This is a genomic window from Arthrobacter sp. YAF17, assembly GCF_052113365.1.
Taxonomy (GTDB): Bacteria; Actinomycetota; Actinomycetes; order Actinomycetales; family Micrococcaceae; genus Arthrobacter.
In genome coordinates this window covers 21,620-35,460 of the sequence record NZ_JBFRDB010000016.1, presented here as the reverse complement: position 1 = coordinate 35,460, position 13,841 = coordinate 21,620, and the positions used below count along the sequence as shown (strand labels likewise).

The window sequence follows — 13,841 nt, the reverse complement described above, 5'->3', positions numbered from 1 at the left end:
GGGTGGTCTGTGAATCGAGTGTTCCAGACAGTTCCACCACCCACGCAGTCCATCGACTTGCCACAAGTGGCCGCTATTCCGCCCCGGTTAGCGGCCATTCGTGTCAGGTCGGCGGGGTAGGGGCGGTACGCCTTGGGCTCCGACGCGGTTCGGGCGTCCAGCCGCGCTCTGTCAGCGCCGCCCGTACCCCGGTCACGGCTGTTAGTTCCATACCGGGTGCGAACGGGTCCAGGTCCCGCTGGGTCAGGACCACAACGCGCCACCCGGCATCCCTGGCGTTTTCGTCCCGGTAGATGTCGCCGCGGCGCTGCGACGGACCGGCATGATGCCCGCCGTCGTACTGGATCGCGATCTTCTCCCGCTCGTAGGACAGGTCCGGGTCCTGGATCCATCGGCCGGTTTCGTCGAAAATCGGGACGATGATTCCGGGTTCCGGCAGACCGTGGCGGATCAGGATTAGCCGGAGTTCGGTCTCTTTGGGGGAGTCGGTGTTGGCGCGCATCAGGGCCCGGGCACGCAGGGCACACCGGTAGCCTGCCCTGCCCTGCTTCCCTGCGAGGAATGCATCCAGGGCATCGACCGTAGTCAGCGGGCTCCTCCGGCGCAGCAGGAAGTCGCCGGCAATCACCAGATCGTCGAGGCTCAGGATGCCGGCGAGGTCAAACCAGGTCCGCAGCGGAGAAGTGCAGCGCACCCTGACCCCGGCCACTATCTCATCAGGTTCGAGTGACTGCTGGTGGCCCACGACATTCTTGTAGCGAACGGCCCGCCGGCCCGGCGCACTTGTCAGATGGACAACCGCCAGGTACTCCAATGCGAGTGGCAGGGGAAATCCCCACAGCACTGCTGCAGACAGGTGGCTCACGACGGCGCCGGTCACGGCAGCCAGGGCACGCAAACGTTCCGGCAGGCTGTCCTTAGTGGCCACCGCGGCGCGCACTCCGTGGCAAGGCTTGACGAGATCCCGGGCCCTGGTCCGACGTCGGCTCAGCCCGGCGGCGTGGGCCTCGGCCACGGTGAAGGGCCGGTGTCGAAGCTGCGGGGGAAGCTCGCTGGGCTGATGCATACGAGCATTCTGGCCCCGATGGGAGGGCGCTAGGAGGTTATCCACAGAGTGGAGGAGATGTCCCTGTGGGCTAGGCGGCCACCACAGGCTCAGGCCGTCAGGAGGGAGCCGGTCCTGTCGGTGACGATGCACGTCTGAGGAACCAGAGCATCGGGCCAAGGGCTGGGAGTGCGAACACGACCAATAGCCAGAGCGCCCTGCCAGCAGGCGTGTAGTTCTTACTCCGTGCGATGCTGATCAGCGCACAAATGAACAGGGCGGCAGCTATCGCCCCCGCAACAATGACCATGACTTCCCACGCCGTGGGGATGATCGGATTCGCACTCTCGGTTCCGGCCAGCATCAGCAACGTTCTGTCCCCCCAGTAATCGACTACGGCGCCGCTCCATGAGAGAAGCCGGGCTGCCGCGATTCTACCGTCGGCTTCGCTCAAATAAGGCAGTCAACGACTGCGTCTCGGGGTGTGTGACGGTTGCACGAATTCAGGTGTGCCCGTCATCTGTGTCGGTCGACGGAGGGATAGCCAAGTCGGCGGGGTGACATTCGCGCCCGTCACTGGCCCTCAGAGTTGTTTGAGCAAACGGCGTTCGGTGCGTGCAGTTCAGGGTCGTGCAGCGGAGTGCAGGGCAATGCGGGGGCAAGGGCCAAAGACTGCGAGCGGCCGTGAAGGGGCAACGAAAGCCGGCAGCGAAAGAACGGCCCGGTGCTACTTGACCTCGTCGGTGCCCTGCGCGTCGCCGCTGCCGGAGGCCTCGCCCGACTCGGAGCCGCGGGGGTCGTGGGTACCCTTGGCGTCGTCGGCCTTGCGCTCCTTGGCGTCCAACTCGTCCTTGAGCTTCTTGAGCCGATCGGCTTCGGCCTGCTTGCGGCGGCGGAGTTCGAGGTTGCGCAGGAAGTCGGGGTCGTCGTCGGGCGCGATGGGGTGGCTGTAAGCGGGGCGCGCCGGGCTGGTGCCGCGCGGCCGGCCAATGAGGAACCACAGGATGGCACCGATCACCGGCAGGACGATCTGCACCACAATCCAGGCCGGCTTCGAAATGCCCTTTGTCTCGCGAGGGTCAGTGCGGATCACGTCGACGAGTCCGTAGACAAACACGACGATAACGGCGACGACAATCACTACGCGGAGCATGTAATCAGTCTAGCCTCCGGGGGAGCCTCCGGCTTCTTCCGATATGCCGGCCCTAGAGGACCGCCGTCGGAGCATCCCCCAGGGCGAGCGGAGGGGCCGGATGCAGGCCGGTGGGCCGGGCCGCCGCCGGGCGGCTAAACTTGGAGCGTGGCTTTCCTGAAATACTCCCTGATCCGACTGGTGCTCTTCGCGCCGTTGTTCGCGCTGTTCGTCTACCTCCAGCTCGGATGGTTCCTGGCCGTCCTCTGCGCGGGAATGATGGCGTTCGCGATCAGCTTTCTCTTCTTCCAGAAGCAGCGCGACGCCGCCGCCGCATCGCTCCACCAGCGGTTCTCAGGCAATGCCAAGCCATTGCGCAGCGCCGGAGAAGTGGACGACGCCGACGCCGAAGACCGCCTGGTCGACGAGCATCCGGACATCACCGTCCACACGGACAGCCGCCCGAAGGACAACTAGCCCGGCAGGGACCTGAGGCGCCGGACGGCGGGTAGATCCCCGACGACGTCCGGCTCACCGCAGGCGCGGGCCACCCCTAGAACCCGTGGCTCAGCACCAGGCCCAGTGAGAACAGCACCGCGTAGCCGAGGTTGATCAGCCCGGTCTGCTTGAGCACCGGGATCAGGCTCTTGCGGCGCCGGCCGGCGATCATCAGCCAGGACGGCATCAGGCTGGCCGGGATCAGCAGCAGCACAATCAGCATCCACGGCCGGGTCGGCGCCAGCACGATCGGCAGCAGGATCGCGACGGCGAGCATCAGCACGTAGGCTTCCCGGGCGTGCTTGTCTCCGAGCCGCACGGCCAGGGTCTTCTTCCCGGCCTTCCGGTCGGTGGGGATGTCACGGACGTTGTTGGCCATGAGCAGCGCGCAGGCGATCAGGCCCGTCCCGATCGCGCCGATGATGGCGGCGAGGCTGATCTGCCCGGCCTGCGTGTAGGTCGTACCCAGGGTGGCAACCAGACCGAAGAACACAAACACGAACAAATCGCCCAGGCCCATGTAGCCGTAGGGGTTCTTCCCGCCCGTGTAACCCCACGCCGCGAGGACACAGCCGATGCCCACCAGGATCAGCCACCACGTCTGCGAGAGGATGACCAGGGCCAGGCCGAACACCATCGCCAGCCCGAACGCGGCGAACGCGGCGTACTTGACGTGCTCAGGCTTCGCGGCGCCGGAGCCGACCAGCCGGAGCGGGCCCACCCGGTCCTCGTCGGTGCCGCGGATGCCGTCCGAGTAGTCGTTGGCGTAGTTCACGCCGATCTGCAGCAGCAGGGCCACCAGCGCGGCCAGCACGGCATGGAGCGGCAGGAATGCGTCCATCTCGTACGCGGCCGCGGTGCCGATCAGGACAGGCGCGATCGCGGCCGGCAGGGTGCGCAGTCGGGCGCCTTGGATCCATTGAGCGGCTGTTGCCACGTTCAGTACCTCTTGTTGGTTTGGTGAGGCCGGGAGTGCCCGGCGGTTCTATTTTCCCTGATGCAGCTCTGTGAGCCGAACCGTCATCGCCAGGCGGTCCGGTTTCCCGTTCGGGAGCATCAGAAGTTCGCCAGCGGCCAGTACGGTTTTCGGGGCCATCGGGCCTAGCGCGGGTGCCCAGGCGGCGCCCGTGGTGAAGGCCCGGATGCCTTCCGGCGAGCTGTCGGACAGCGCCACGTACGCGGCAAGCGCCTGCCCCCACTCGGCGGACGGAACCCCGGCGACGAAGGCGGCCCGAACGCCGTCGAGCTTTTCCAGCTCCGCCTGCACATGCGCGGCGGAGACTTTCACGCCGCCGGTGATGACGACGTCGTCGGCCCGGCCCAGCACGGTCAGCCGCCCGTCGGCGTCCAGCTCGCCGAGATCATTGGTCCGGTACCAGCGGACGCCGTCGTCCTCCACAAACGCCTCAGCGCTCAGTTCCGGGGCATCCAGGTAGCCGGCGGCGATCGTGGCTCCGCCGAGCAGGATCCGGCCGTCCGCATCCACCCGGGCCAGCACGTCCTCAAGCGGGACGCCGTCGTACACGCAGCCGCCGCACGTCTCGGCCGAGCCGTAGGTGGTCACGACGCGCACGCCGGCGGCGCGGGCGGCGGCCAGGAGCTCGGGTGACCCAGGACCTCCGCCCAGCAACACCCCGTTGAAGCGCCGCAGCACAGCCAGCGTCCCGGCCGACGGCGAGTCCAGCAGCCGCTGCAGCTGGGTGGGAACGAGCGAGGTGAAGCGGATCTTGTCCGTCATTTCCAGCGCCGCCTCGGTGAAAGCCTCGGGGGTAAACCCACCGCTGAGGTCCATCGCCCAGGGCCGGGTGCCGGCGAACAGCGAGCGGACCAGGACCTGGACGCCGGCCACGTACTGCACGGGCAGGGCGAGCAGCCACTGGCCTTCGCCCTTCAGCGCGAAGGCCGTTGCCACGGAGGACGCCGCCAGCGCGTCGACGGTCAGGACGGTCGCCTTGGGCGTGCCGGTGGAGCCGGAGGTCCGCACCACGACGGCGGCGTCCTCGTAGCCCGGTGTGTCCACGGCGGAGACCACAACGTTTCCATCGGGGCCGGCGGAGAGTTCGACGGCGGGACCCTCGCCGTGGAGGGCGTCCGCCAGCGCCTTGAGCGCGGGTTCGATGTTCGGGTGCTGGGAGGTCAAGGGGCTGCCTTCGGTGTAGAACGGGGACTAGAAGTAGTACGGGAACCTGGACCAGTCCGGATCGCGCTTCTCCAGGAAGGCGTCCTTGCCCTCCACCGCCTCGTCCGTCATGTACGCAAGCCGGGTGGCTTCCCCGGCGAAGACCTGCTGGCCGGCCAGGCCGTCGTCGGCCAGGTTGAAGGCAAACTTGAGCATCCGGAGGGCCTGCGGGGACTGCCGGGCGATGTCCGCGGCGTATTCCAGCGCGACCTCTTCGAGCCGCTCATGGTCCACGGCCTCGTTCACGGCGCCCATGCGGACCATGTCCTCGGCCGAGTATTCGCGGGCCAGGAAGAAGATCTCCCGTGCGGCCTTCTGGCCGATCTGGCGGGCCAGCAGCGCGGAGCCGTAGCCGGCGTCGAAGCTGCCCACGGTGGCGTCGGTCTGCTTGAACTTGCCGTGTTCGCGGGAGGCGATGGTCAGGTCCGAGACGACATGCAGGGAATGCCCGCCGCCGGCCGCCCAGCCGTTGACGACGGCGATGACCACCTTGGGCATGGTGCGCATGAGCCGCTGGACTTCCAGGATGTGCAGCCGGCCGGCGCGGGCGGGGTCGATGGTCTCCTGGGTTTCACCCTCCGCATACCGGTACCCGTCACGGCCGCGGATCCGCTGGTCCCCGCCCGAGCAGAACGAGTGGCCGCCGTCCTTGGTGGAGGGGCCGTTGCCGGTGAGCAGCACGGTGGCCACGTCCGGGGTCATCCGGGCGTGGTCCATGGCGCGGTACAGCTCGTCCACGGTGCCCGGGCGGAAGGCGTTGCGCACCTCGGGCCGGTTGAAGGCGATGCGGACGGTAGGCAGGTCCCGCACCACGGCGCCGTCCGCGGAACGCTCCACCTGCCGGTGGTAGGTCATGTCCTGGAAGTCGTCGAAGCCGGACACAGTGCGCCAGCGGGTGGGGTCAAAGACGTCGGACACCTTGGCGGGGATTTCGTTGCTCACAGTCCGAGTCTAGTAATCGCCTCAGCTGATGCAGAACTCGTTGCCTTCCGGGTCCGCCATGGTGTGCCAGGAATGCGGCCCCTGGCTGGCAGTCCAGAGGAAGGTGGCGCCCCGGGCTTCGAGGGCGGCGCGCGCCTCGTCCTTGTCCGGGCCGGCGAGCCTGACGTCCCAGTGGATCCGGTTCTTGATGGTCTTCTCCTCCGGGACGGTCTGGAAGAGGATGCGCCGCTCGGGCGATTTGGCGTCGAGTTCTTCGGGCGGGCGGATGGCGGCCCCGGCACCCCACACCAGCTTGCCCTGGTGCAGTTTGGTTTCCGCCTCCGTGGCGAAGCCCTGTGCGATCATCGAGCGGATGAAGGCCTCGTCCTGCGGCTCAACGGCCCACTCGAGCGTTTCGGCCCACCAGTCGGCGAGCTCATGCGGGTTCCGGCAGTCGACGGCAATCTGGATGTTGAGTGTCATGGAAAGAACCTACGACGTCGGCGGGTGCGGCGGTAGGGGTGCCGGTTCCTGAGAACCCGCGCGAGTTGGCATTTCGCGGCAGTGTTTCCGCCCGGGACTGCCGTCAACTGCACAGTCGACGGCGGCGCGGGGCGGGATGCCGGACCTCAGGGTGTGCCGGGGGAGTCTTTGCCCTCGCGGCCACCGAGACTCCGGACTAAGGCAACGATCTGGGCGATGATGCCGAGCGCCGAGCCGCAGTGGCGCCGCCAGGCTCAGGGCTGGACGTTCTGGAGTTGCTCCATCAGGTCCGGCGGGATGGCGTAGATGAAGATGACGGCGAGCAGGTTCTTCGAGGCGTGGACGAAGTAGGAGAACATCACGTTCTTGCCGGTCCAGACGTACACGAACACCAGGACGGCGCCCATCGCAAGGTAGGGCATCAGCACCGGAAGGGTCAGGTCCTCCTGGCCCACGATGTGCAGGCCCGCGAACAGCACCACGGACAAGGCGCAGCACACCCACAGGTTGACCCGCCGGCTGAGCTTGCCGATCAGCAGGTGCCGGAAGATGTACTCCTCCACAAAGGGACCCACGATCACCAGCAGGGGCACCATCAGCCATGCCGGCACCTGCTGCATAAGTGCCTGCAGGCCTGCCTGGTTGGCGGACGTCTGCGGCGGACCGGTCAGCGAGACGAAGATCGCCGTGAGGATCATCATGGCCACCACCGCGAGGGGGACCATCAGTATGGTGAACCACGGTCTGGTGGCAAGGACCCGAAGGTCCCGGGCCGCGACCTGCCGGACGGCGGCCAGGGCCAGGATCCCGATGCCGCCATAGAAGATCAGGTTGACGGAGTAGGACGCCACGGCCGGGTTCGGCGACAACTGCAGCATCAATGGGACCAGCAGCCCGCCGGCCACGGCGAAGAAGACGGCCACAGCCACATAGAGGCCAGCCGTAAAGAAATCGAGCCGCGAGAACCGGTAAAGTTCCGGCCGCGGTGCGGGTGGTGTGCGGAGAACGGTGCCCATGCCCCCAGCCTAGCGCCGGGGGAGGACGGCGTGGTCACGTAGGATATTCGGCATGCCTAAATATTTGTTTCGGGAAGCCGAAGTTATCCGCCGGGCCCGATGCCTGCGCACCGCCGGACGCGGCCTCCGCGCTGCCGGAGCCGCCGTCGCCGCCGTTCTTCTCTGCCTGTCCCTGGCCGCCTGCGGAGGCGCCGCCTCGGGCCAGGGCGCCGGCCACGGTACCGGGGGCGGGAAGCCCGTGGTGCTGACCACCTTCACCGTGCTGGCCGACGTGGCGCAGAACGTGGCCGGGGACAAGCTGCAGGTCGAATCCATCACCAAGGCCGGCGCGGAAATCCACGGGTACGAGCCCACGCCGGGGGACATCCGCAAGGCGTCGAAGGCGGACCTGATCCTGGACAACGGCCTGAACCTTGAGGCGTGGTTTGGGCAGTTCGTTGAAGGCCTGGACGTCCCGCACGCCGTGGTGAGCGAGGGCGTGGAGGTGCTGTCCATCAGTGAGGACTCCTACCAGGGCAAGCCGAACCCGCACGCGTGGATGTCGCCGGTCAACGTCCAAATCTATGTGGACAACATGGTGGAGGCATTCTCGAAGCTGGATCCGGACAACGCCGCGGTCTTCGAGGCGAACGGCGCGGCCTACAAGGCCAAGCTGCAGGCCGTGAAGGACGAAATGGTCCAGAAGCTCGCAACCGTCCCCGAGGCGCAGCGGGCCCTCGTGACATGCGAGGGCGCCTTCTCGTACCTGGCGCGCGACGCCGGCCTTCGTGAGGTCTACATCTGGGCCGTCAACGCCGAACAGCAGGCCACCCCGCAACAGATCACCAAGGCGATCGAATTCGTGAAGACAAACAAGGTCCCCGCCGTCTTCTGCGAGTCCACGGTGTCCGACGCGCCGATGCGCCAGGTGGTGGGAGCCACGGGTTCGACGTTCGGCGGGGTGCTCTACGTCGATTCGCTGTCCGAGGCGGACGGGCCGGTCCCCACGTACCTGGACCTCATCCGGCACGACTCCAAGATCATCACCGAAGGTCTTACAGGAGCGGCATCATGAGCAGTCCGGCCATCCTGGTGGACAACGTCACCGTCCATTACGGCGACGTCCTGGCGCTCGACGCCGCGTCGCTGTCCCTTGACGCCGCCCGGATCTGTGGCCTGGTGGGCATGAACGGCTCCGGCAAATCCACGCTGTTCAAGGCGATCATGGGCATGGTCAAGCCCGACGCCGGCCGTGTCCTGATCAACGGTGAACCGCCGGCCAAGGCGCGCAAGGCCGGCGGAATCGGCTACGTCCCGCAGAGCGAGGACGTGGACTGGCAGTTCCCGCTGTCCGTCCGCGACGTGGTGATGATGGGCCGCTACGGGCACCAGGGGTTCACCCGCCGGGCCTCCAAAGCGGACCGCGCCGCCGTCGACCTTGCCCTGGACCGGGTGGAACTGTCCGAATTCGCCGGCCGGCAGATCGGCCAGCTCTCCGGCGGCCAGAAGAAGCGCGCCTTCGTGGCCCGGGGGATCGCCCAGGGAGCCACCATGATGCTCCTGGACGAACCGTTCGCCGGGGTGGACAAGCGCTCCGAGGCAACCATCACGCGCCTGCTGAAGGAGCTCGCCGCGGACGGCTGCACCATCCTGGTCTCCACCCATGACCTGCACGCCCTGCCGCAACTCTGCGACGAGGCCGTGCTCCTGATGCGCAAGGTCCTGATGCACGGCCCGCCCGAGGTGGTGCTGCAGCCGGAGCACCTGGCCATGGCGTTCGGCCTCGACGTCCTCAACAGGGCGCTACCTGACGCTGGCCGCGCTGACCGGGAGCTTCCCGACGCCGGCCTTTCGAACCAACTGGGCAGGAACTAAACCGTGGATCTCCTCGACATCCTGCTGGAGCCGCTGGGCTACGACTTTATGGTCCGCGCCATCGTCACCACGGCGCTCGCCGCGATCGTGTGCGCCGTCCTGAGCTGCTGGCTGGTGCTGATCGGCTGGTCGCTGATGGGCGACGCCGTCTCCCACGCCGTGCTGCCGGGCGTGGTGCTCGCCTACATCGTCGGGGCGCCGTTCGCGCTGGGGGCGCTGGTGTTCGCGCTGATTGCCGTGACCCTGATCGGGGTGGTCCGCAACACCAGCCGGGTCAAGGAAGACGCCGCGATCGGGATCGTGTTCACCTCCCTGTTCGCCCTGGGCCTGGTGCTCATCTCCGTCACGCCGAGCCAGACCGACCTCAACCACATCATCTTCGGCAACCTGCTCGGCGTCAGCATCCCCGACCTCATCCAGGTCCTGGTTCTGGGCGCAGTCGCGTTCACCGTCCTGATCCTCAGGCGGCGCGACCTGACGCTGTACGCCTTCGACCCCACGCACGCCCACGCGATCGGCCTGTCCCCGAAACGCCTCGGTGCCCTGCTGCTGGGCCTCCTGGCGCTGACCTCCGTGGTGGCGCTGCAGACCGTGGGCGTGGTGCTCGTGGTGGCCATGCTGATCATCCCCGGCTCCACGGCCTACCTGCTGACGGACCGGTTTTCCCGCATGCTGGTGATCGCTCCGGTCATTTCGGCGCTGTGCTCCATCGCCGGCATCTACCTCAGCTACTACCTCGACACCGCCTCCGGCGCCATGGTGGTCCTGACGCAGGCTGCCGCCTTCGCCGTCGTCTATCTGTTCAGTCCCCGGCAGGGCCTGATCGGGACCCGGCTGGCGAAGGCCCGCCGCAAAAAAGCGGTTGCGCTCGCCGTCTGAGCAGCCGTCCGACGGCGGCACGCACCGCAGTACCAGAGGAACAGCCGCCGGTGTCATACTTGACGCGCAAGCCGCCACCGGGCCGGCTGGGCACCCAATTGCGAGGACTCCTTGAGCGAACATCTCCATCTTTCAGGCGTTTCCCACGGTTACGGGGACCGCCAGCTGTTCGCCGGCGTCGACCTTGCCATCACAGCCGGTGAGCATGTGGCGATCGTCGGCGAAAACGGCGCGGGAAAATCCACGCTTCTACGGATTCTGGCCGGACTCGAGGTCCCGGACGAGGGCAGCGCCGTCAGCCAAGGCCGCGTCGGCTATCTTGCCCAGACCCTGGGCCTGCCCGCCCCGTTCACCGTGAGCAACGCGATCGACGCGGCACTGGAATCGCTGCGCGCCCTGGAGGCTGAGCTGGACCGTCTGGAAGACGGGCTGGCCGGCGCGGAAGCGGAAGAACTGGAGCGCTACGGAAACCTGCAGACCCAGTACCAGCTCAGGGAAGGCTACGCCGCGGAATCCCGGGTCGAGGCGGCCCTGGACCGGCTTGGCCTGGGCGGGCTGGACCGGATGCGGACCCTGGGCTCGCTCTCCGGCGGGGAGCAGGAACGCGTGGCACTGGCCTGCGTGCTGGCTGACCCTGCGGACATCCTGCTCCTGGACGAACCCACCAACCACCTTGACGCCAGCGGCACGGCCTGGCTGGAGACGCGGCTGGCGGCGCACCGCGGAACCGTGGTGGTGGTCTCCCACGACCGGGTGCTGTTGCGCAAAGTGGCCTCAACCGTAATTGAGGTGGATGCCGAACGCCGGACCGTCAACCGGTACGGCAACGGCTACGAAGGCTACCTGCGGGAGAAGGCTGCCGAACGCCAGCGCTGGGCGCAGCAGTATCACGGGTGGCTGGACGCGATGGCTGCCGAACAGCTCCAGGCGGACACGGTCGCGGAAAGGATGGGCTACGCCCGCCGGCGCGACGGCGACAAAATGGGGTTCGACTTCAAGGCCGGCACGTGGCAAAAGGCGGCCACCAGCAAGGTCCGCAACGCCCAGGAGCGCCTCCGCCGGCTAGAGGCAAACCCCATCGACCGCCCCCCGGTGCCCCTGACGCTGGCAACGGACCTGCGGGCGGACGTCGCGGCAGGCCCCGCCCTTGAAGCGAAGGGGGTGGCCGTGCCCGGCCGCCTGCAACCGACGGACTTCCGGGTCGAAGCGGGGCAGAAAATTCTCATCACGGGCCCCAACGGTGCCGGCAAGTCCACGTTGCTTTCCGTCCTCGCGGGCCCGCTGGCGCCGGCCCAGGGAACCGTCGTGCGGCACGGCCGCATCGGCTACCTGCAACAGGAATTGGAGCTCCCGCAGCGCCCGGGTTTGCGGCTCTTGCCCGCTTTTGCCTCGGGCCTGGGCGGCAACATCGATGAGCACGCCGAGGCGCTGCTGCGCCTGGGGCTGTTCCGGACCAGCGAATTCCACGTCCCCGTGGGCAGCCTTTCCGCAGGGCAACAGCGCAGGCTGGCGCTGGCCCGGCTCCTGCTGGGCGGGTTCGGGACGATGCTGGTGGACGAGCCCACCAACCATCTGGCGCCCGTGCTCGTGGAACAGCTCGAAGCGGCCCTCTCGGACTTCGCAGGCACACTGGTCATGGTCAGCCACGACCGCGCGCTGGGGGAATGGTTCAGCACGTGCGCGGGGGAAAACAGTCCCGGGAGCCGCCCAGGGGATAGCTCCGGAAACTGGCTCCGTTATGCCATGCGGGACGGCGCCCTGGCTTAGCAGCCGGAGCCGCCCACGGCATTCGCCGAACATCCTTCGGCAATCCGTTCCTTTTGGCGTCATTGATTAGCGATGGCACCCGCCTGATGTTGCCCGGGTCACTCCGGGGTCCTGAGTGCTAGTACGATAGATGAGCCGCGCGAGCTTCGACACTTGTGAGGTTCGGTACACGTCCTGGCCCTTGGAAGGGGCTCAGGGCCGAATTTTGTGTACCTGAATCCACGGTCCTGTCCCCGGCCATACCTCGACCTACAAGGAAACAGCTGTGTCATCAATGACCCCCACAGAACTTCAGAGCGCGACGGCGCAATCCGCCGTCGTCGACTCGACTCTCAGCGCCGAGGGCTACAAAAAGTCCCTGAGCGGCCGTCAGGTCACCATGATCGCGATGGGCGGCGCCATCGGCGTCGGCCTCTTCATGGGTGCCGGCGGGCGCCTGGCCTCCACCGGGCCCGCGCTGATCTTCTCCTACGCCATTGCCGGAGTCATCGCTTACCTGCTGATGCGCGCGCTGGGCGAACTCATCATGTACCGCCAGACGTCGGGCTCGTTCGTCAGCTACGCCGGAGAAATGTTCGGCAAGAAGGGCGCGTATGTGTCCGGCTGGATGTACTTCATCAACTGGGCCATGACCGGCATCGCCGAGCTCATCGCGATCGGACTGTATTTCCAGTTCTTCTTCCCCAACGTGCCGGTCGAGCTGACGGCCATCGCGGCCCTGCTGCTGCTCGTGGGCGTCAACCTCCTAAGCGTCAAGGCGTTCGGTGAATTCGAATTCTGGGCGTCCTGCCTCAAGGTCGGCGCAATCCTCATCTTCCTGGCCGTGGGCACCTTCATGGTGGTCACCAACGCCCAGGTGGGCGACGGCCACGCCTCGGTCAACAACCTCTTCGCGGCCGAAGGCGGGATGTTCCCCAAGGGCGCCCTGGTCATGATCCTGGTCCTGAACGCCGTGATCTTCGCCTACAACGGCATTGAGCTCGTCGGCATCACCGCCGGCGAAATGCAGGACCCGGCCAAGGAAGTGCCCAAGGCCATCCGCGCCGTCGTTTTCCGCATCGTGGTCTTCTACGTCGGTTCCGTGACCCTCCTGGCCATGCTGCTGCCCTCGGACCAATATGTGGCCGGCACCTCGCCGTTCGTCACCGTGTTCGGCCAGATGGGCCTCGCCTGGATGGGCGACGTCATGAACATGATCGTCATCACCGCCGCGCTGTCCTCCTGCAACTCGGGCCTGTACTCGATCGGCCGGATCTTCCGCACCATGGCCAACAATGGACATGCTCCGGAGTGGCTGACCAAGATGTCCAAGAGCCACGTGCCGTACGCAGCCATCCTGGCGATCGGCGGCGTCTACCTCGTGGGCATCCTGCTCAACATCTGGCTCGGCGGCTCATACGCCTTCGACCTGGCGCTGAACTCCGCGTCCATCGGCGTGATCTTCACGTGGGGCGCCATCTTCGCCAGCCAGATCGCCCTGCGCAAGACCAAGGGCAAGGTCTCGTCCCTGCCCGCGCCTGGTGGAACGTGGACCAGCTGGGCCGGCCTGATCGCCCTGCTCGCCATCACGGTGCTGATCGGCTTCGACACCATGACCAGCAAGTCCGGAGAGGTCTTCCAACTCGGCCTCTGGACCCTGGCGACCATTCCGTTCTTCGCACTCCTGCTGTGGCTTGGCTGGCACAAGGTCAAGAACAACGAACCCAAGAACGCGCTGTTCAACTAGCCTCACAAGGCAAGAACCAACGTGTACGACGGCGGGCCTCCGGTAAGGGGGCCCGCCGTCGTTCGTTTAAGGGGTGGGCTGCCCGCGAGGGTGCGGGGGACGCTGCGTAGCATGCGCCCATCTGACGCGAATGGCCGCTAACCGGGGTGGTTAGCGGCCACTTGTGGTGATCGGTGGGCCTGGGCGATTGCGGGACCAGCGCTCAGGGGGCCGTGCCCACGACATGCGCCCAATTGACACGAATGGCCGCTAACCGGGGTGGTTTAGCGGCCACTTGTGGTGAATCGATGGGTCCGGAGGCATCAACTGCCGCCCGCACAAGAACCCGGGCACAAGAAAGG

Annotated in this window: 14 protein-coding genes; 6 read left to right on the top strand and 8 right to left on the bottom strand. The window is 67.1% G+C overall.

Translation table 11 applies throughout. The features are described 5' to 3' along the window. Nucleotides 1–103: 103 nt before the first annotated feature. The 3 genes from AB4Y67_RS13980 to AB4Y67_RS13970 form a co-directional block, all read right to left on the bottom strand. A complete protein-coding gene (locus AB4Y67_RS13980; RefSeq protein WP_441406380.1) occupies nucleotides 104–1,066 on the bottom strand; it encodes a hypothetical protein in 963 nt (320 codons plus the stop codon). Nucleotides 1,067–1,163: 97 nt separating this feature from the next. Further along, nucleotides 1,164–1,355, bottom strand: coding sequence for a PLD nuclease N-terminal domain-containing protein (locus AB4Y67_RS13975; protein WP_441406478.1), 192 nt, complete (start codon nucleotides 1,353–1,355; stop codon nucleotides 1,164–1,166). Nucleotides 1,356–1,772: 417 nt separating this feature from the next. Continuing rightward, a complete protein-coding gene (locus AB4Y67_RS13970) occupies nucleotides 1,773–2,198 on the bottom strand; it encodes a PLD nuclease N-terminal domain-containing protein (RefSeq protein ID WP_441406379.1) in 426 nt (141 codons plus the stop codon). Between the two features lie 147 nt (nucleotides 2,199–2,345). On the opposite strand from AB4Y67_RS13970, the gene AB4Y67_RS13965 reads away from it, so the two are divergent. Then, entirely contained in the window at nucleotides 2,346–2,654 is a 309-nt protein-coding gene (locus AB4Y67_RS13965) for a DUF4229 domain-containing protein (RefSeq protein ID WP_441406378.1), read from the top strand. Between the two features lie 76 nt (nucleotides 2,655–2,730). On the opposite strand, the gene AB4Y67_RS13960 is transcribed toward AB4Y67_RS13965, so the two are convergent. The 5 genes from AB4Y67_RS13960 to AB4Y67_RS13940 all read right to left on the bottom strand — a co-directional run bounded on the left by AB4Y67_RS13960 (nucleotide 2,731) and on the right by AB4Y67_RS13940 (nucleotide 7,274). Further along, nucleotides 2,731–3,612, bottom strand: a complete 882-nt coding sequence (locus AB4Y67_RS13960) for a 1,4-dihydroxy-2-naphthoate polyprenyltransferase (protein ID WP_441406377.1) — start codon at nucleotides 3,610–3,612, stop codon at nucleotides 2,731–2,733. Nucleotides 3,613–3,660: 48 nt separating this feature from the next. After that, entirely contained in the window at nucleotides 3,661–4,815 is a 1,155-nt protein-coding gene (locus tag AB4Y67_RS13955; protein ID WP_441406376.1) for an AMP-binding protein, read from the bottom strand. Between the two features lie 27 nt (nucleotides 4,816–4,842). Beyond that, nucleotides 4,843–5,796, bottom strand: a complete 954-nt coding sequence (locus AB4Y67_RS13950; RefSeq protein WP_441406375.1) for a 1,4-dihydroxy-2-naphthoyl-CoA synthase — start codon at nucleotides 5,794–5,796, stop codon at nucleotides 4,843–4,845. A gap of 21 nt (nucleotides 5,797–5,817) precedes the next feature. Beyond that, on the bottom strand, nucleotides 5,818–6,258 hold the full coding sequence (locus AB4Y67_RS13945) for a VOC family protein (protein ID WP_441406374.1): 441 nt from the start codon (nucleotides 6,256–6,258) through the stop codon (nucleotides 5,818–5,820). 254 nt (nucleotides 6,259–6,512) lie between these two features. Further along, the gene (locus tag AB4Y67_RS13940) at nucleotides 6,513–7,274 is read right to left on the bottom strand and encodes a CPBP family intramembrane glutamic endopeptidase (protein WP_441406373.1); all 762 of its coding nucleotides are present in this window, start codon (nucleotides 7,272–7,274) and stop codon (nucleotides 6,513–6,515) included. A 52-nt stretch (nucleotides 7,275–7,326) separates the two neighbouring features. Between AB4Y67_RS13940 and AB4Y67_RS13935 the strand changes: the two genes are divergently transcribed. The 5 genes from AB4Y67_RS13935 to AB4Y67_RS13915 all read left to right on the top strand — a co-directional run bounded on the left by AB4Y67_RS13935 (nucleotide 7,327) and on the right by AB4Y67_RS13915 (nucleotide 13,500). After that, a complete protein-coding gene (locus AB4Y67_RS13935; RefSeq protein ID WP_441406372.1) occupies nucleotides 7,327–8,328 on the top strand; it encodes a metal ABC transporter substrate-binding protein in 1,002 nt (333 codons plus the stop codon). After that, nucleotides 8,325–9,128, top strand: coding sequence for a metal ABC transporter ATP-binding protein (locus tag AB4Y67_RS13930; protein ID WP_441406371.1), 804 nt, complete (start codon nucleotides 8,325–8,327; stop codon nucleotides 9,126–9,128). Before AB4Y67_RS13935 ends, AB4Y67_RS13930 begins: the two co-directional genes overlap by 4 nt. 3 nt (nucleotides 9,129–9,131) lie before the next feature. After that, the gene (locus AB4Y67_RS13925; protein WP_441406370.1) at nucleotides 9,132–10,007 is read left to right on the top strand and encodes a metal ABC transporter permease; all 876 of its coding nucleotides are present in this window, start codon (nucleotides 9,132–9,134) and stop codon (nucleotides 10,005–10,007) included. 111 nt (nucleotides 10,008–10,118) lie between these two features. Next, the gene (locus tag AB4Y67_RS13920; RefSeq protein WP_441406369.1) at nucleotides 10,119–11,774 is read left to right on the top strand and encodes an ABC-F family ATP-binding cassette domain-containing protein; all 1,656 of its coding nucleotides are present in this window, start codon (nucleotides 10,119–10,121) and stop codon (nucleotides 11,772–11,774) included. Between the two features lie 265 nt (nucleotides 11,775–12,039). Next, the gene (locus AB4Y67_RS13915; RefSeq protein ID WP_441406368.1) at nucleotides 12,040–13,500 is read left to right on the top strand and encodes an amino acid permease; all 1,461 of its coding nucleotides are present in this window, start codon (nucleotides 12,040–12,042) and stop codon (nucleotides 13,498–13,500) included. Nucleotides 13,501–13,841 lie beyond the last annotated feature (341 nt).